The following is a 15797-nucleotide window of genomic DNA, read 5'->3' on the forward strand; positions in this document are numbered from 1 at the left end:
CGGAGGGTGCTGGAGACCATCGTGCTGGACATCGGCGAGACGATCACCCGTGATGACCGCTACTGGGCCTCCTGGGCCGACTGGCTGGAGATCCCCCGTCACACCCTGTCCGCCCTCGTCGGCGCGGTCGTCGCACAGGGCCGGGACAACGCCGACGCCCTACGGCTCGCGCGGCCCGGCTGCGATGTGGCCGCCGAATACCGCGCCCGTGAAGCGGCGGGACGCGGCGAGCACCTTGACGAGAGCGACCTCTACGACGATGTGCGCCCTGCCCTGCCCGCACTGCGTGAACGTGGTGTGCGGGTCGTCATCGCGGGCAATCAGACCGCGCGTGCGGGTGAACTTCTGCGCGGCCTGGCCCTTCCTGCGGACCTGATCGTGACATCCGGGGAGTGGGGAGTCGCAAAGCCTCAGCCAGCGTTCTTCGCACGGGTCCTGGAAGTCGCGCAGGCCCCGGCAGACAGAACCCTGTACGTGGGAGATCACCCGGCCAACGACGTCTTCCCGGCGAAGGCGGCAGGGCTGCGCGTGGCGCACCTTCGACGTGGGCCGTGGGGGTACCTGTGGGCCGACGATGCAGAGGTCAGGGCGGCGGCGGACTGGCGGATCGCCAGCCTCTCCCAACTGGTCACGATCGCTGAAGACTGACCCAGGGTGAAGGCCCCGATGAATTTGCTTCTCACTGCTACGTCGTCGTAGGTCGTCGATTGCCGGATCGATGCCGTCCCAAGCTGTATGACAAGCCTCCAGCGAGGTGATTCGCGCACACGCAACGTTTCCAACTGGGTACGGTGCGGAGTGAATCCACCGAGCTGGAGCCCTTATGCCCGCACGCACCCAAGGCGGGGTAGGCAGCCGGATCGCCTACTACCGCAGCGTCATGCGCCCGAAGATGACACAGCAGCAACTCGCGGTTGCCGCTTGTGTGTCGCTGGGCACCCCGTCGCCCAGCTCGCCGCTCCCTCCGCCGAGCTGATGACGACGAGCGAGGGGGTGATCCTCGTGGACGTCGCGACCGGCTCGCAGGCCTGGACGGAACCGGTCGAGAACGGCTGGCAGGTTCACCAGCACGGCCCGCTGCGCCTGTGGAACGCCGTGGAAGACGCCCTCTCGGCCTGGCAGGACGCCGGATCGCCCCCGCAGTCCGACTTCGGAATGACGGTGGACGTCGACGGCACGCAACGCGTCTGGATCGGAACCCCCGAAGGCCCCACCTGGCGCCTGCCTGTATAGCTGTGCCGCGGCCCCGTCGCGCCCTCCGTCGCCGAGCGCAGACGTCAGCTGGGTACCGCCGCCTCCGCAGACGCCGGAAGGTGCGTCGCCACGATCCGCTCGTGCCCGCGGCCGAAGGCGCGGCGGCGGTCCACCCCGTACGCCACCCCCGCCACGCCGAGGCCCAGGACCGCCAGTGCGGCGCCCGCGAGGGCCGGGGACGTGACGCCGAGGCCCGCTGCCAGGGTCAGGCCGCCGATCCAGGCGCCGCCCGCGTTGGCGAGGTTGAAGGCGGCCTGGTTGGCGGAGGAGGCCAGGGAGGGGGCCGTGGAAGCCTTCTCCATGACCATGAGGTTCAAGGGAGTTCCCGCGACGAAGGCCGCGATGCCGAGGAGGACCACCGCCAGGGCGCCGGTCCACTGGGTGCGCATCAGCAGCGGGAAGAGCGCGAGGACGGCGGCGAGGGAGGCCAGGCCGCCGAAGAGGGTGCGGCGCATCGCGTGGTCCGTGAGACGGCCGCCGAGCAGGTTGCCGATCGTCGCACCCACGCCGAACAGGGCGAGGAGGAGGGTGACGCTCCCGTCGGCGTAGCCGGCCGCGTCGGTCAGCATCGGCGTGATGTAGCTGTAGGCCGAGAACAGGGCTCCGAAGCCCGCCACCGTCGTGCCGAGGGCCAGCCAGACCGGGAGGGACTTCAGGGCCGCCAGTTCGCCGCGCAGACCGGTGGCGGGGGCCCCGCCCGTGTCGCGGGGGATCAGGACCGCGAGGGAGGCCACGGCCGCCAGGCCGATCACGCCGACGCCGAGGAAGGTGGCCCGCCAGCCCAGGTGCTGGCCCATGAGGGTGGCGGCGGGGACACCGGCGATGTTGGCGACGGTCAGGCCGAGGAACATCAGCGACACCGAGCGCGCCTTGCGCTCCGGCGCGACCAGACCGGTGGCGACGACCGCGCCGACGCCGAAGAAGGCGCCGTGCGGCAGGCCGCTGAGGAAGCGGGCGGCGAGGAGCGAGTCGTAGCCGGGGGCGAGCGCCGAGAGGGTGTTGCCCGCGATGAACAGGGCCATCAGGGACATCAGCAGGGTGCGGCGGCGCATCCGGGCCGTCACGGCGGCGAGCAGGGGCGCGCCGATGACGACGCCGAGGGCGTAGGCGGAGACGAGGTGGCCGGCGGTGGGGAGCGAGATGTGCAGGTCGGCCGCCACGTCGGGCAGCAGGCCCATCATCACGAATTCCGTGGTGCCGATGCCGAAGGCACCCACGGCGAGGGCGAGCAGCGCCAGAGGCATGAGGAGGCGTCGCCTTTCCGGTCGGGGAGGATCCCAGCGTATGTTCAACGACGGAACAAACTCTCCCCGGCCCGGTATTCCGGCGGGTTACGAGCCGGTCAACTTCACGCGTGCCGCGATCGGCAGATGGTCGCTGCCCGTCTGCGGGAGCGTCCAGGACGTCACCGGCTCCACACCCCGCACCAGGATCTGGTCGATCCGCGCCATCGGGAACGACGCCGGCCAGCTGAACCCGAAGCCGTCGCCGGCCGCGCCCTGCGTGGACCGCATCTGGGAGGTCACGGCGTTCAGCGAGCGGTCGTTCATGGTGCCGTTGAGGTCGCCGAGGAGGATCACCCGGCCGAGCGGCTCGTCGGCGATCGCCTCACCCAGCGCGTCCGCGCTCTTGTCGCGCTGACGGGCGGTGAAACCGGCCTGGAGCTTGACCCGGACCGAGGGGAGGTGGGCGACGTAGAAGGCGACCTTGCCCTGCGGGGTCGCCGCGGTCGCCCGCATCGCGCGCGTCCAGCCCAGCTTGATGTCGACGGGCTTGACGGCGCTCAGCGGGTACTTGCTCCACAGGCCGACCGTGCCCTGCACCGAGTGGTACTTGTACGTCGCCGCCATCGCCTTCTCGTACACCGGCACCGCCGAGGCGGTCAGCTCCTCCAGCGCCACCACGTCCGCGCCGGAGGCGGCGACGTCGCGGGCGGTGCCGGACGGGTCGGGGTTGTCGGCGTTGACGTTGTGCGTGGCGACGGTGAGGTCGCCGCCGCCGGTCTTGTCGCTGAGGAGCCCGCCGAAGAGGTTCAGCCAGACGACGGCCGGGAGGACCAGCGCGATCAGTGCGCTCGCCGACCTGCGGACCAGGGCGAGGAGCACGAACACCGGGATGAACAGCCCGAGCCACGGCAGGAACGTCTCCGTGAGGCTGCCGAGGTTGCCGAAGCGGTTGGGGATGCGCGAGTGCAGCAGCATCACCAGGGAGAGCAGCAGCGCCAGCGCGGCGACCACCAGGCCGCGGCGCCAGATGCGCGGGTCACCGCGCCAGCCCGAGGCCAGACGTCCGATCAGGCGCCGGAGCCGGTCTCCCCGGCGCTCGGGTCCCGAGCCGCCGTTGTCGTCCGTCTCCGTCATGTACGCCTGCTGCGCCATACCGTCGCCTCACTGCCTGCCGTGCACACCGTCTCTCCCCCGGGCATAGACCCTAGGGGATGATCGGCTTCGATCCTGCCGTCCCTCGACGGCCGTACTGGCACGAGGACGAACGGGGCCGCGCCGGGGGTTCCGGAGCCGCGGTACGCGTACCGCTCTGTGACGGAACGCGCACATTGCGACGGCCGGCGCGTCAGTTGACGGGGCGCAGTCCGGCGAGCAGGGTGTCGACGATCCGTTCCGCCAGGTCCTCGGGGAGGTCGGCCTCGGGGCGCAGGACGGCGCGGACCAGCATCGGGCCGACGATGATGTCGTTCACCAGTTCCACATCCAGGTCGGCGCGGAGTTCGCCGTTCTGCTGGCCGCGGCGCAGGACTTCGACGCCCGCCCTGCGCCGGGGAAGTATGACCGAGTTGTGGTAGGCCGCCCAGATCTTCGGGCTGCTCTTCATCTGGGCGTGCACATTGTGCAGGATCGCCGAGGAGCGGTTGGCGAGGCCCCGTTGGCGCAGGGACTCCAGCAGGACGATGAGGTCGTCCCGCATGGAGGTGCCCGGGAGCTGCTCGGGGTCCTGGGGTTCGGCGGTGCGCAGGACGTCGACGAAGAGTTCCTCCTTGCCGCTCCAGCGCCGGTAGATGGTGGCCTTGCCGACACCCGCCGTGCGGGCGATGCGCTCTATGGAGATCTCGGCGAGGGGCACGCCGTCCTCCAGGAGCTTCATCGTCCCCTCGAGAATGGCCCGTTCCACGGCCTCGCTGCGGGGCCGGCCCCTGACGGGCTGGTCCGGAGCGGTGCCACTGCCGACGAAGCTCACGTCCGTCTTCCTCTCATCCTCCTGGGGACTTCCGGGGAAATTCTCACCCACGGCCTCTCCCCTCACGACGGTTCTAGGACTCCGTGCGCACCAACTCCTCCTCCGGGGCGCCCTGCTGAGGCGCCTTCGGCTTCGCCGGCAGGAAGAGCGCCACCACGATCGCCCCGGCCAGCGCCACCACGGCACCGCACAGCGCGGTGATGTGCATGGCGTGCAGGAAGGCGTCGTCGGCCGGCCCGACCAGGCCCTTGCCGCGGGCGCCGAGCTTCGCGGCGACGCCCAGCGTGGCCTCGATGGACTCGCCCGCCGTCTCGCGCAGCCCGGCGGGCAGCGCGCCGAGCTTGTCCTCGATGCCGGTGCGGTACGAGGAGGAGAGCACCGAGCCGAGGACGGCGATGCCGAGGGCGCCGCCGAGCTGGCGGAAGGTGTTGCTGAGGGCGGAGGCGGAGCCGGCCTTCTCGCGGGGCAGGGCCTGCATGATGACGACGCTGGTCGGCGTCATCACATGGGCCATGCCGGTGCCCATGCAGAAGAAGACGACCTCCAGCAGCCAGATCGGGGTGTCGGCGTCCAGGGTGGCGAACGCGGCCAGGGTCGCGGTGAGCACGAGCATGGCGGCCGTGGTGGTGGCCCGGACCCCGATGCGGTCGACGACCAGCCGGGCGCGCGGCGCGAAGATCAGCTGGGCGGCGGCCAGCGGCAGCAGGAGCAGACCGGACTGCAGCGGTGAGTAGCCGCGCACGCTCTGGGTGTAGAAGACCGAGAAGAAGGTCACGCCCATCAGGGCGAAGAACACCAGGGTGATGACGGCCATGGCGGCCGAGAACACCTTGTTCTTGAAGTAGGTGACGTCTATCGACGGGTGGTCGCTGCGCGCCTCGAACACGACGAACGCGGCGAGTACGGCGAGACCGGCGCCGATCGTCGACAGGACGGTGACGTCGGTGAAGTCGGCCAGCTCGCCGCCCTTGATGATGCCGTAGACGAGCAGCACCAGCCCGACGACGGACAGGACGACGCCCACGGGGTCGATGCGGCCCGGGGCGGGGTCGCGGGAGTCCGGCACCAGCCAGAGCATCAGGGCGAACGCGAGGATCACGATCGGCACGTTGATGAGGAAGACCGAGCCCCACCAGAAGTGGTCGAGGAGGAGGCCTCCGGTGATCGGCCCTATCGCGATGGCGAGGCCCACACCGCCGGCCCAGATGCCGATCGCCTTGGGCTGCTCGTCCCGCTCGAAGACGTTCATGAGGACGGCGAGGGTGGCCGGCATCACGAAGGCGGCCCCGACGGCCATCAGCGCGCGGAAGGCGATGAGCTGGGCCGGCGAGCCGGACTCGGCGGCGAGCGCGGAGCCGAGGCCGAACACGGCGAGCCCGCCGAGCAGGACCTTCTTGCGGCCGATGCGGTCACCGAGGAGACCGGCGGTGAACAGCAGACCCGCGAAGACCAGGGTGTAGGCGTTTATGGCCCACTCCAGCTCGCTCTGCGTGGCGCCGAGCCCGGTCGGAGCCGGGGTGGAGATGGTCTTGATCGCGACGTTCAGGATCGAGTTGTCCAGCACCACGATCAGCAGGCTCAGCATCAGCACGCCGAGGATCGCCCAACGGCGCCGGTGCACCTGTTCCGGTATCCGGGGCGCGGTGGGGACGGCAGGAGTAGTCATGCCGTCGAGCGTAGAGCCTTTTCGATACGAGACCGTCTCGTATCTGATCGACACGCGATTCTCTTACCCAGCCTTTACTCGCGGCCTCGCTCACGAGTTCTTGGCCACACGGGGCGGTCTGGCCCTGCCTGGCACGAGGTGCCACCATGGGGGTGGTCCGGGGACGCCGTGAGGGCGCCTCGAGATGACGTAAGGAGCCGTTGCAATGACGCAGTTCTCGGCTGCCCAGACAAACCCCTCCGACGGCAGCAGGACGCTGTACGGGGGCAAGGGCACACGCCGTATCACCGTCCGCGACCTCGCGCTCGCCAAGGAGCGCGGCGAGAAGTGGCCCATGCTGACCGCCTACGACGCGATGACCGCGTCGGTGTTCGACGAGGCCGGGATCCCCGTGATGCTCGTCGGCGACTCGGCGGGCAACTGTCACCTGGGGTACGAGACCACCGTCCCCGTCACCCTCGACGAGATGACCATGCTGTCGGCGGCGGTCGTCCGGGGCACCCGGCGCGCCCTGATCGTCGGCGACCTGCCCTTCGGCTCGTACCAGGAGGGCCCGGTCCAGGCGCTGCGCAGCGCGACCCGGCTGGTCAAGGAGGCCGGGGTCGGGGCCGTGAAGCTGGAGGGCGGCGAGCGCTCGCACCGGCAGATCGAGCTGCTCGTGGAGTCCGGGATCCCGGTCATGGCCCACATCGGGCTGACCCCGCAGTCCGTGAACGCGATGGGCTACCGCGTGCAGGGCCGCGGCGAGGAGGCGGCCCAGCAGCTGCTGCGGGACGCGAAGGCCGTCCAGGACGCGGGCGCGTTCGCGGTGGTCCTGGAGCTGGTGCCGGCCGAGCTGGCCGCCGAGGTCACGCGCGTGCTGCACATCCCGACCGTGGGCATCGGCGCCGGCCCGGAGTGCGACGCGCAGGTGCTGGTGTGGACCGACATGCTCGGGCTGACCGGCGGCCGGGTGCCGAAGTTCGTCAAGCAGTACGCGAACCTGCGTGAGGTGATGGGCAACGCCGCGAAGGCGTTCGCCGAGGACGTCGTCGGCGGGACGTTCCCGCTGGAGGAGCACAGCGTCCACTGAGCCAGTGCCGCACCACGCACCGCCCGCCGATCTTCCCCCGTCGGCGGGCGGTGCCGTTTCCTGTCGGCGGGACGTCGGCGCCGGGGAACGCCTGTAGGCGGGCTGTCGGTGGTTTGTCGGTGGGGGCTGGGACCGTTCCTGGCATGACGCGAATCGACACGAACCCCGGTGGCGCCCGAAGCGCCGTGACCGTCCGGGGGCTGGTCAAGCACTACGGCGAGACCAAGGCGCTGGACGGGGTGGACCTGGATGTGCGGGAGGGCACCGTGATGGGGGTGCTGGGGCCGAACGGCGCCGGCAAGACCACCCTGGTGCGGATCCTGTGCACACTGCTCGCCGCCGACGCGGGGCAGGCGACCGTCGCCGGCTACGACGTCGTACGGCAGCCCCGGCAGCTGCGCCGGGTCATCGGCCTCACGGGGCAGTACGCCTCCGTGGACGAGAAGCTCCCCGGCTGGGAGAACCTGTACATGATCGGGCGGCTGCTCGACCTGTCCCGCAAGGAATCCCGGGCCCGGGCCGACGAACTGCTGGAGCGGTTCTCCCTGACCGAGGCCGCCAGGCGGCCGGCGGCGACGTACTCCGGCGGTATGCGGCGGCGGCTGGACCTCGCCGCGTCCATGATCGGCCGGCCCACCGTGCTCTTCCTGGACGAACCGACCACCGGGCTCGACCCGCGCACCCGCAACGAGGTGTGGGACGAGGTCAAGACGATGGTCGGGGACGGGGTGACCGTGGTGCTGACCACCCAGTACATGGAGGAGGCCGAGCAGCTGGCCTCCGAGCTGACCGTGGTCGACCGCGGCCGGGTCATCGCGGGCGGCGAGATCGAGGAACTGAAGGCGAAGGTCGGCGGACGCACCCTGCGGATCCGGCCCGCCGATCCGCTCCAGCTGCGCCCGCTGGCCGGCTGGATCGACGAGCTCGGCATCACCGGCCTGGCCACCACCGTCGCGGACACCGAACGCGGCTCGCTGCTGGTGCCGGTGCTCAGCGACGAGCAGCTCACCGCCGTCGTCGGCGCGGTCACCGCGCGCGGCGTCACCCTCTCCTCCCTCACCACCGAACTGCCCAGCCTGGACGAGGTGTTCCTGTCCCTCACCGGCCACCGCGCCAGTGCCCCGCAGGACACCGTGCCCGCCGACGACCGCGAGGAGGTCGCCGTATGAGCGCCGCCACCATCAGCGCAGCCGACACGCGCATACCCCTGCGCAGCCATCTGCGGCACACCGGGGCGCTCATCCGCCGCAATCTGCTGTGGATCCGGCAGGACCCGGAGTCGATGTTCGACGCCATCCTGTTCCCGGTGATCTTCACCCTGCTGTTCGTGTACGTCTTCGGCGGATCCATCGGGCAGTCGCTGGGCGGCGGGCAGGAGGCCTACGTCCAGTACGTCGTCCCCGGTCTGCTGGCCATGATGGGGATGAACATGGCGCAGGGCGTGGGCACCGGCTTCAACACGGACTTCAACTCCGGGGTCATGGACCGCTTCCGCTCGCTGCCCATCGGCCGGGGCTCGGTGCTCTTCGCCAAGATCGTGGTCGAGCTGATGCGCATGCTGGTCGCCTGTGTGATCCTCATGGTCGTGGCCGTCCTGGTGGGCTTCGACATCACCCACTGGCCCGGTCTGTTCGCGGCCGTGGGGCTGGCCACGGTGTTCGGGTCGGCGCTGATGTGGGTGTTCCTCACCCTCGGTGTGGTGATGAAGAGCGCCCAGTCGGTGCAGGCGATGGGCTTCCTGGTGCTGATGCCGCTCCAGTTCGGCTCGTCGATCTTCGCGCCGACCGCCTCGATGCCCGGATGGCTCCAGAACTTCACCGAGTACAACCCGCTGTCCTCGCTCGCCGACGCGGCCCGCGGCCTGATGGTGGGCGGTCCGGTCGCACACGGCCTGTGGGTGACGCTGGCCTGGTCGGTGGGGCTGACGGCGGTGATGGCGCCGGTCGCCATCCACAAGTTCCGCACCAAGAACTGAGACGGGGGCTTCCGTTGCGGAGCCGGGCCCTGCCGGGCCCTCACACCAGGGCGGCGGCCTCCTCGTAGGAGAGGGCGCCGCCCTCGGCGTACGCGGCCTCGAACGCGGTGTCACCGAGTACGGCCCGGGCGGCGCCGGTGGCCCGGGCGACGGTCTCGCGCTCGACGCGGACGGGGACATGGGACGGGGGCAGCAGGGCCGCGGCGCTGCCGAGGCAGCGGGCGGCGTCCGCGGCGCGACCGCCGTCCTCGGCCCCGGCCAGGGCGTAGGCCGCGATGGCGAGGTAGAGGCTGCGCATGTGCGGGGCGATGTTCATGGACAGCTGGTCGGACGCGTGCTTCATGGCCTTGCGGACGGAGACCAGGGCCGGCTCGTAGCGGCCGTCCACGACGTCCACCCAGGCCTCCGTGCCCAGGATGAAGGCGTCGAAGACGACGAAGTGCGCGAGGCCGAACGTCTCGCGCAGCAGCCGGAGCTGTTCGCGGGCCTCGGTGTGGCGGCCGGTCAGCCCGAGGTACGAGGCGAGGAAGAGGCGGGCGGCGGGCATGGCCTCGTTGTGGCCGTCGGCCGTGGCTTCGACGACCTCGCGCAGCAGGCGCTCGCCGCGCTCCTCCTCACCGGCCTCGATCAGCACGCTGCCCAGCCGGGCGCCGAGGACCGCCGACTGGTGGCGGGCGTCGAGCCGTTCGGCCTGGAGGCGGGCCTCCTCGTAGTCGGCCGCGGCGCCCCGGTAGTCGCCCGTCCGCTCGCGGGCCTCGGCGCGCGCCGACAGTGCCTCGGCCGCGCCCCAGGCGTCGCCCAGCCGGCGGAAGACGTCCAGGGCCTCGTCGGCGTCCCGGCCCGCGGTGCCGGCCCATTCGGCACGGTTGGCGAGGAGGTTGGCGCGCAGTTGCAGCGTGGTGGCGAGCTCCCACTCGTAGCCGGGGGTGGTGCGGCAGGTCTCGACGTTGGCGTCGAGGATGACGCGGATGCGCTCCATGTCACCGGTCATCATCACGGCGTAGAACCAGAGCAGGCCCGGCGGGCGGCAGGTCTGCGGCAGGCCGGGGGCGTAGGTCGCGCTGACGATCCGCAGCTTGCGCTGGGCCTCCGGGGTGTTCCAGGCGTCCAGCTCGGTGTCCATGCAGGCGAGATGGGCGAGGTGGACCCCGCGCCGGGCCTCCGCGAGGAGTTCGCCGGACAGCGGTGGCGGGGTCTCGATGACGGGCCTGAGGACGGGGGCGGCGGGACGGACGGGCTCGGTGAAGGGGTCGGGGCCGAGTTCCATGACCGCGGCGCACCAGGTGCGGGCCTCGATCCGCAGGTCCCGCATCTGCCAGTACCAGGCGAGGGAGAGGGAGAGGCTGAGGGCCTCCTGCTCGTCACGGGCGGCGACGGCGCGGCGCAGCGCGGTGCGCAGGTTCTCGTACTCGAGCTGGAAGAGCGCGACGGCCTGCCGCTGGCGCGGGCCGCGCAGCGCGGGCTCGGTGGTGCGGGCGAGTTCGCGGTAGTACGTCAGATGCGCCCGCTCGGCGTCGGCCCGCCCGCCGGTCTCGTCGAGCCGTTCGGCGGCGTACTCGGCGACGGTCTCCAGCAGCCGGTAGCGCATCTCGCCGTCCGGGGCCGGGGCGGCGACCACGAGGGACTTGTCGACGAGGGAGGCGAGGGAGGAGAGCGCGTCGTGCGCGGCGGACCCGCACACCGCCTCGACGGCGGCCAGGTCGCAGCCGCGGGCGAACACCGACAGCCGGGCCAGGACCTCGCGCTCCTCCTGGTCCAGCAGGTCCCAGGACCAGTCCACGACCGCGCGCAGGGTCTGCTGGCGGGGCAGGACGGTACGGCTGCCCGAGGTGAGCAGCCGGAAGCGGTCGTCGAGGCGGTCGGCTATCCGGCGCGGGGTCAGCATGCGCAGCCGGGCGGCGGCGAGTTCGATCGCGAGGGGCAGGCCGTCGAGCCGGCGGCAGATCTCGGCGCAGGCCTCGGGGTCGTCCCCGATCCGGAACCCGGGGCGGGCGGCCGCGCCCCGGTCGGCGAACAGCCGCAGCGCGACGGGCTCCGGCAGCGGCTCGACCGGGCGCAGCAACTCGCCCGGGACACCGAGGGGTTCACGGCTGGTGGCGAGGACGGTCACACCGGGGCAGCGGACGAGGAGTTCCTCGACGAGACGGGCGGCGGCCTCGACGACGTGCTCGCAGTTGTCGAGGACGATCAGCATGCGGCGGCGGGCGCAGTGCTCGACCAGCCGCTCCACGGGGTCGTCGGTGCGCTCGGCCACCGCGCGCATCTCCTCGGCGCCGGCGCCGTACATCACGGTCTCCCGTGCGCCGACGGCGGTCAGCACGGCCTGCGGTACGGCGTCCGGGTCGGCGACGGGGGCGAGCTCCGCCAGCCACACGCCGTCGCGCGCGATGTCCCGCACGCCCTCGGCGGCCTCCTGCGACAGCCGTGTCTTGCCCGCCCCGCCGGGCCCGAGCAGGGTGACGAGCCGCGCCGCCACGAGGTCCCCCCGGATGGCGCCGATCTCCCCCTCCCGGCCCACGAAGGAGGTGAGGCGGGCGCGGAGGTTGCCGGGGGGTGGTGGGGTGAGGCCGGGCGGGGAGGCGGGGGTGGGACTGGCCGTCAGGGACGAGTCGGCGGGCGGCTGGATCGGGGTCGGACGGGAGCCGTCCGGGGCGGGCGGGCCGGCCGGGTGCGGGGGCCGGGCGGCCGGGGTGGCGCCGTCGCCCGGGTGCGGGGCGGACGGCGGACGGGGGGCCGGGGCCGGTGGGTTGAGGAGTTCCGCGTGCAGGGACTGGAGTTCGGGGCCCGGGTCGGAGCCGAGGCGGTCGGTGAGGAGGCGGCGTACGCCGTCGTAGGCGGCCAGGGCCTGGGCGGGGCGGCCGGCGTCGCGCAGGGCGCGCAAGCGCAGGGCCTGGAGCGGCTCGTCCAGGGGGTGGGCGTCGCACAGGGCGGTGAGTTCGGGCAGCGACCGTTCGGCGTGGCCGAGGGCGAGCGCGGCGGTGTGGCGGGCGCGTACCGCGTCCAGCCGGCGGGCCTGGAGGCGGGCGGCCTCCGTGGTGCGGTCGGGCAGGTCGGCGAGGGGCGGGTCCTGCCACAGCGCGAGGGCGTCGTCGAGGAGGACGGCCGCCTTGGCGGGGTCGCCGTCGGTGAGGGCGTGGACGCCGTCGGAGGTGAGCCGTTCGAAACGGTGCAGGTCGACGGTGTCGGCGGTGGCGCTGAGCCGGTAGCCGCCCTCGGCGGAGGCGATCTCGTCCGCGCCCAGGGCCCGGCGCAGCCGCCCGACCAGTGCCTGGAGTGCGGCGTGGCCGTCGGCGGGCGGATCCCCGGCCCACACCTCCTCCACGAGCAGCCCCGTGGGCACGCTCCGCCCGGCCCGCAACGCCAGCACGGTCAGGAGCGCACGCAGCCGCGCCCCGCCCACGGCGACAGGGGTGCCGTCGGGGCGGAGTGCCTGGGTGGTGCCGAGAATGCGATAGCGCACGGGGTTCATTGTCTCCGGCGGGAACGGGGTCGGTCACGGAGTTACGGGGGATGGCGCGGCCCAGAGGCGGGTCAGGTGCGGCGCAGGGGCGGACCTGGGTCGGATCAGGGTCGGATCAGGGGTACGGCGGTCAGGAATCCGGGGCCCGGTCCGGGCCGGGATCAGGGATCTCCAGGGTCACCAGCACGCCCGACTCACGGGGCTGCCGGCCCCGCGCGTCCGGTGTGCCCGCGTCGAACCACTTCGGGCAGCGGTCCACCGGGCGCAGGGTGCGCTCCCCGCGTACCGGCTCCCAGGTGCGCGAACCGGGCGGGTTCTCCTCGTACACCTGGTTCACCACCCGGACGGCCCGCACCCGGCCGGTCACCCGCGGTCCGCCGCCGTGCCCGTTGACGACGAGCAGCCCGTCCGGAGGGACCCGGCCGCCGGGGAAGAGCTCGTCGCACGCGTCGCCCTCGGTGAGGTGCTCGTCCCAGCCGCCGCCCAGCAGGTCGGCGGAGTCCCGCTGCAGCAGCAGCGGCCAGCTCACCTCGTCGCCGACGGCGAACGGCTCACCGCAGCACTCCATCTGCCAGTCCTCGTAGAACACCTGCCACAGCCCCATGTCCCCACCTTTCCACGGAACCGGGGGGCCACCGCGAGACGTTTTCCCGGTGCGCCCGGTACGGTCGGGCCGTTCCACGCGTGCCGAGAAGCTCAGGGGGCCCCATGACCACCGCCACCACCCGTAACGGCGACCGGAGGATCAGCCCGGTCTTCGTGGGGATCCTGGCCGTCACCGCGGTCACCGGCTGGGCCACCTGGACCGGGTTCGCCGCGCAGCCCGGACTGGCGGTGTTCCTGTTCGTGACGGCGGCCTGGATCGTCTCGCTGTGCCTGCACGAGTACGCCCACGCGCGTACGGCCCTGCACAGCGGTGACATCACGGTCGGCGCGAAGGGGTATCTCACCCTCGATCCGCTGAAGTACACCCACGCCCTGCTCAGCATCGTGCTGCCGGTGATCTTCGTGATCATGGGCGGGATCGGTCTGCCGGGCGGTGCCGTGTTCATCGAGCGGGGGCGGATCCACAAGCGCTGGCAGCACAGTCTGGTCTCGGCGGCCGGTCCGCTGACGAACGTGCTGTTCGCGGCCGTGTGCACGGCGCCGTTCTGGCTGGACGCCCTGGACGGGGTGCCGGCCGCCTTCCAGTACGCGCTCGCGTTCCTCGCGCTGCTCCAGGTCACGGCGGCGATCCTGAACTTCCTGCCGGTGCCCGGCCTCGACGGGTACGGCGTGGTCGAGCCCTGGCTGCCGCACGACGTGAAGCGGCAGGTGGAGCCGTTCGCATCGTTCGGACTGCTGTTCGTGTTCGCGCTGCTGTGGGTGCCGTCGGTCAACGCCGTGTTCTTCGACGCGGTCGACGCGGTGCTGCGCGGTCTCGGCGTCAGCGACTTCGACACGTACTGCGGCCAGAACCTCTACCGCTTCTGGCAGGAGACGAACGAGTACTGCGCGGTCAGCCGGTGACGGACTTGCGGGCCTTGTCCCGCTTGACGTAGTACCAGGTCATGTTGGACGACAGACCGGCGAGCAGCACCCAGACGATCCCGAGGAAGCTGCCCTGCACGAAGGAGACCACGGCCGCGGCGGTGGCGAGGAGGCAGACGATCAGGGTGTAGAGGGCGAGGCGGGGCATGTCGGGGGCTCCTGTCGGGGGACACTGCTACGGCGACCAGTGTCCCCCATGCGCTCATACGTCCGTGACGCGCAGTCCCGCGTGGGCCTTGTAGCGGCGGTTGACGGAGATCAGGTTGGCGACCAGCGACTCGACCTGGTGGGCATTGCGCAGACGGCCGGCGAAGACACCGCGCATCCCGGGGATGCGGCCGGCCAGGGCCTGCACGATCTCGACATCGGCCCGCTCCTCTCCCAGCACCATCACATCGGTGTCGATCTCCTCGATCGCCGGGTCCTGGAGGAGGACGGCGGAGAGGTGGTGGAAGGCGGCGGCGACCCGGGAGTCCGGCAGCAGGGCGGCGGCCTGCTCGGCGGCGCTGCCCTCCTCGGGCTTGAGGGCGTAGGCGCCCTTCTTGTCGAAGCCGAGCGGGTTGACGCAGTCGACGACGAGCTTGCCGGCCAGTTCCTCGCGCAGCGACTCCAAGGTCTTGCCGTGCCCGTCCCACGGCACGGCGACGATCACGATGTCGCTGCGGCGGGCGGTCTCGGCGTTGTCGGCACCCTCGACGCCGTACCCGAGCTCCTCGGCGGCGGCCTGCGCGCGGTCGGCGGCGCGCGAGCCGATGATCACCTTCTGGCCGGCCTTGGCGAGACGGTAGGCGAGACCCTTGCCCTGCGGGCCGGTGCCGCCGAGCACGCCGACGACCAGTCCGGAGACGTCGGGGAGGTCCCACGGGTCCTTGGCGGGGGCCTTCGCGGGGGCGTTCTGTGCGCTGTCGGTAGAGGTCATGGGCCGACTTTACGTGGGGGCGGCGAGGGCGCTTCCGCCGTGTCGGGTGAATCGGGGGCGAAGCGGGGGCGGAGGCGGGGCGGCTGGGGCAGGATGCGGGCGCATGGACGCCGTAAGGGTCGCGCTGCTGCGCGAGGTGCTCGCCGGGACGGAGTGGCTGGGGGCCACCCGGAGGTTCGGCGCGGTGCTGCGCGGATCGGTGGTCTCGCACGGGGGCGGGCTGCTGCTGGTGGGGACGGCGGCGTACGAGCCCTGGCATCTCGCGGCGCATCTGGTGGACGAGGCCGCGTGGTCCGGTACGCCGGAACTGGCGCCGACGCTCGTACGGCATCACGCGCGTCCCCGCGACCCCGCGCATCTCGCGGTGGGCCTCGGGCGGCTCGAGGCGGCGCGGCGGGGCGAGACGCTGCTGGTGGCCTCCCCGGAAGGTGATCCGGCGCTGCTGGAGCGGGTGGCGGACGCACGGCGCTCCGGACTCACGGTGCTGTCCCTCGGTCCCGGGGAGGGTGAGCTGACGGCTCTGTCCCACGAGACGCTGTCCGTGCCGGACGGCTCGGAGCTGGACCTGGACACCGTGCAGCACCTGGTGAGCGCGGCGGCGGGCGAATGCGGACGCTCGGCGCGGGTGCGGCGGGGTTTCCGTGACCGCCTCTCACGGCTGGCGGAGTCCCTGACGGCCCCGCCCCCGCCTTCCTGGTGAGGGAGGACTTCCTGGTGAGGGAGGACTTC

15 protein-coding genes are annotated in these 15797 nt (G+C 72.2%); 7 read left to right on the forward strand and 8 right to left on the reverse strand.

Going from position 1 to position 15797, the window contains the following annotated elements; all coding sequences use genetic code 11:
- Positions 1-6: 6 nt before the first annotated feature.
- Positions 7-648 (forward strand): HAD family hydrolase, encoded by a 642-nt coding sequence (locus AQJ64_RS07045; RefSeq protein ID WP_055634032.1) that lies wholly within the window; start codon positions 7-9, stop codon positions 646-648.
- Positions 649-921: 273 nt separating this feature from the next.
- Complete coding sequence (locus tag AQJ64_RS07050) at positions 922-1233, forward strand: hypothetical protein (protein WP_338059977.1); 312 nt, start codon at positions 922-924, stop codon at positions 1231-1233.
- A gap of 44 nt (positions 1234-1277) precedes the next feature.
- Here AQJ64_RS07050 and AQJ64_RS07055 read toward each other — a convergent pair whose 3' ends face one another.
- The 4 genes from AQJ64_RS07055 to AQJ64_RS07070 all read right to left on the reverse strand — a co-directional run bounded on the left by AQJ64_RS07055 (position 1278) and on the right by AQJ64_RS07070 (position 6112).
- Positions 1278-2498, reverse strand: coding sequence for an MFS transporter (locus AQJ64_RS07055; RefSeq protein ID WP_055634034.1), 1221 nt, complete (start codon positions 2496-2498; stop codon positions 1278-1280).
- Between the two features lie 87 nt (positions 2499-2585).
- Positions 2586-3632 (reverse strand): endonuclease/exonuclease/phosphatase family protein, encoded by a 1047-nt coding sequence (locus AQJ64_RS07060; RefSeq protein WP_055634035.1) that lies wholly within the window; start codon positions 3630-3632, stop codon positions 2586-2588.
- Between the two features lie 193 nt (positions 3633-3825).
- On the reverse strand, positions 3826-4446 hold the full coding sequence (locus AQJ64_RS07065; RefSeq protein ID WP_055634036.1) for a TetR/AcrR family transcriptional regulator: 621 nt from the start codon (positions 4444-4446) through the stop codon (positions 3826-3828).
- A 73-nt stretch (positions 4447-4519) separates the two neighbouring features.
- Positions 4520-6112 (reverse strand): MFS transporter, encoded by a 1593-nt coding sequence (locus AQJ64_RS07070; protein WP_055634037.1) that lies wholly within the window; start codon positions 6110-6112, stop codon positions 4520-4522.
- Positions 6113-6317: 205 nt separating this feature from the next.
- Here AQJ64_RS07070 and panB point away from each other — a divergent pair, with 205 nt between their 5' ends.
- The 3 genes from panB (at position 6318) to AQJ64_RS07085 (ending at position 9159) form a co-directional block, all read left to right on the forward strand.
- The gene (gene panB, locus AQJ64_RS07075) at positions 6318-7184 is read left to right on the forward strand and encodes a 3-methyl-2-oxobutanoate hydroxymethyltransferase (RefSeq protein ID WP_055634038.1); all 867 of its coding nucleotides are present in this window, start codon (positions 6318-6320) and stop codon (positions 7182-7184) included.
- 143 nt (positions 7185-7327) lie between these two features.
- Positions 7328-8353, forward strand: coding sequence for an ATP-binding cassette domain-containing protein (locus AQJ64_RS07080; protein ID WP_055634039.1), 1026 nt, complete (start codon positions 7328-7330; stop codon positions 8351-8353).
- On the forward strand, positions 8350-9159 hold the full coding sequence (locus AQJ64_RS07085; protein WP_055634040.1) for an ABC transporter permease: 810 nt from the start codon (positions 8350-8352) through the stop codon (positions 9157-9159). The genes AQJ64_RS07080 and AQJ64_RS07085 overlap by 4 nt, the downstream gene beginning before the upstream one ends.
- Positions 9160-9199: 40 nt before the next feature.
- Here the strand turns inward: AQJ64_RS07085 and AQJ64_RS07090 are convergent, their stop codons facing one another.
- Together AQJ64_RS07090 and AQJ64_RS07095 are read right to left on the reverse strand one after the other, a co-directional pair.
- Complete coding sequence (locus AQJ64_RS07090; protein WP_059202487.1) at positions 9200-12628, reverse strand: AfsR/SARP family transcriptional regulator; 3429 nt, start codon at positions 12626-12628, stop codon at positions 9200-9202.
- A gap of 121 nt (positions 12629-12749) precedes the next feature.
- Complete coding sequence (locus AQJ64_RS07095) at positions 12750-13223, reverse strand: DUF6578 domain-containing protein (protein WP_055638378.1); 474 nt, start codon at positions 13221-13223, stop codon at positions 12750-12752.
- Positions 13224-13327: 104 nt separating this feature from the next.
- On the opposite strand from AQJ64_RS07095, the gene AQJ64_RS07100 reads away from it, so the two are divergent.
- Positions 13328-14128 (forward strand): site-2 protease family protein, encoded by an 801-nt coding sequence (locus AQJ64_RS07100; RefSeq protein ID WP_055638377.1) that lies wholly within the window; start codon positions 13328-13330, stop codon positions 14126-14128.
- Here AQJ64_RS07100 and AQJ64_RS07105 read toward each other — a convergent pair.
- Together AQJ64_RS07105 and npdG are read right to left on the reverse strand one after the other, a co-directional pair.
- Positions 14118-14297, reverse strand: coding sequence for a hypothetical protein (locus AQJ64_RS07105; protein ID WP_055638376.1), 180 nt, complete (start codon positions 14295-14297; stop codon positions 14118-14120). The genes AQJ64_RS07100 and AQJ64_RS07105 overlap by 11 nt on opposite strands.
- Before the next feature lie 54 nt (positions 14298-14351).
- Positions 14352-15068, reverse strand: coding sequence for an NADPH-dependent F420 reductase (gene npdG / locus AQJ64_RS07110; protein WP_059202488.1), 717 nt, complete (start codon positions 15066-15068; stop codon positions 14352-14354).
- Between the two features lie 103 nt (positions 15069-15171).
- On the opposite strand from npdG, the gene AQJ64_RS07115 reads away from it, so the two are divergent.
- Positions 15172-15768, forward strand: a complete 597-nt coding sequence (locus AQJ64_RS07115) for a hypothetical protein (RefSeq protein ID WP_059202489.1) — start codon at positions 15172-15174, stop codon at positions 15766-15768.
- The last annotated feature ends 29 nt before the right edge of the window (positions 15769-15797 follow it).

It is taken from the genome of Streptomyces griseoruber (assembly GCF_001514205.1).
Taxonomy (GTDB): Bacteria; Actinomycetota; Actinomycetes; order Streptomycetales; family Streptomycetaceae; genus Streptomyces; species Streptomyces griseoruber.

What these genes read in the sequence shown, in the direction of transcription:
- AQJ64_RS07100 (WP_055638377.1), top strand. Translation starts at nt 13,328, where the DNA reads ATGACCACCGCCACCACCCGTAACGGCGACCGGAGGATCAGCCCGGTC.
- npdG (WP_059202488.1), bottom strand. Translation starts at nt 15,068, where the DNA reads ATGACCTCTACCGACAGCGCACAGAACGCCCCCGCGAAGGCCCCCGCC.
- AQJ64_RS07095 (WP_055638378.1), bottom strand. Translation starts at nt 13,223, where the DNA reads ATGGGGCTGTGGCAGGTGTTCTACGAGGACTGGCAGATGGAGTGCTGC.
- AQJ64_RS07070 (WP_055634037.1), bottom strand. Translation starts at nt 6,112, where the DNA reads ATGACTACTCCTGCCGTCCCCACCGCGCCCCGGATACCGGAACAGGTG.
- AQJ64_RS07115 (WP_059202489.1), top strand. Translation starts at nt 15,172, where the DNA reads ATGGACGCCGTAAGGGTCGCGCTGCTGCGCGAGGTGCTCGCCGGGACG.
- AQJ64_RS07055 (WP_055634034.1), bottom strand. Translation starts at nt 2,498, where the DNA reads ATGCCTCTGGCGCTGCTCGCCCTCGCCGTGGGTGCCTTCGGCATCGGC.
- AQJ64_RS07060 (WP_055634035.1), bottom strand. Translation starts at nt 3,632, where the DNA reads ATGGCGCAGCAGGCGTACATGACGGAGACGGACGACAACGGCGGCTCG.
- AQJ64_RS07085 (WP_055634040.1), top strand. Translation starts at nt 8,350, where the DNA reads ATGAGCGCCGCCACCATCAGCGCAGCCGACACGCGCATACCCCTGCGC.
- AQJ64_RS07105 (WP_055638376.1), bottom strand. Translation starts at nt 14,297, where the DNA reads ATGCCCCGCCTCGCCCTCTACACCCTGATCGTCTGCCTCCTCGCCACC.
- panB (WP_055634038.1), top strand. Translation starts at nt 6,318, where the DNA reads ATGACGCAGTTCTCGGCTGCCCAGACAAACCCCTCCGACGGCAGCAGG.
- AQJ64_RS07080 (WP_055634039.1), top strand. Translation starts at nt 7,328, where the DNA reads ATGACGCGAATCGACACGAACCCCGGTGGCGCCCGAAGCGCCGTGACC.
- AQJ64_RS07090 (WP_059202487.1), bottom strand. Translation starts at nt 12,628, where the DNA reads ATGAACCCCGTGCGCTATCGCATTCTCGGCACCACCCAGGCACTCCGC.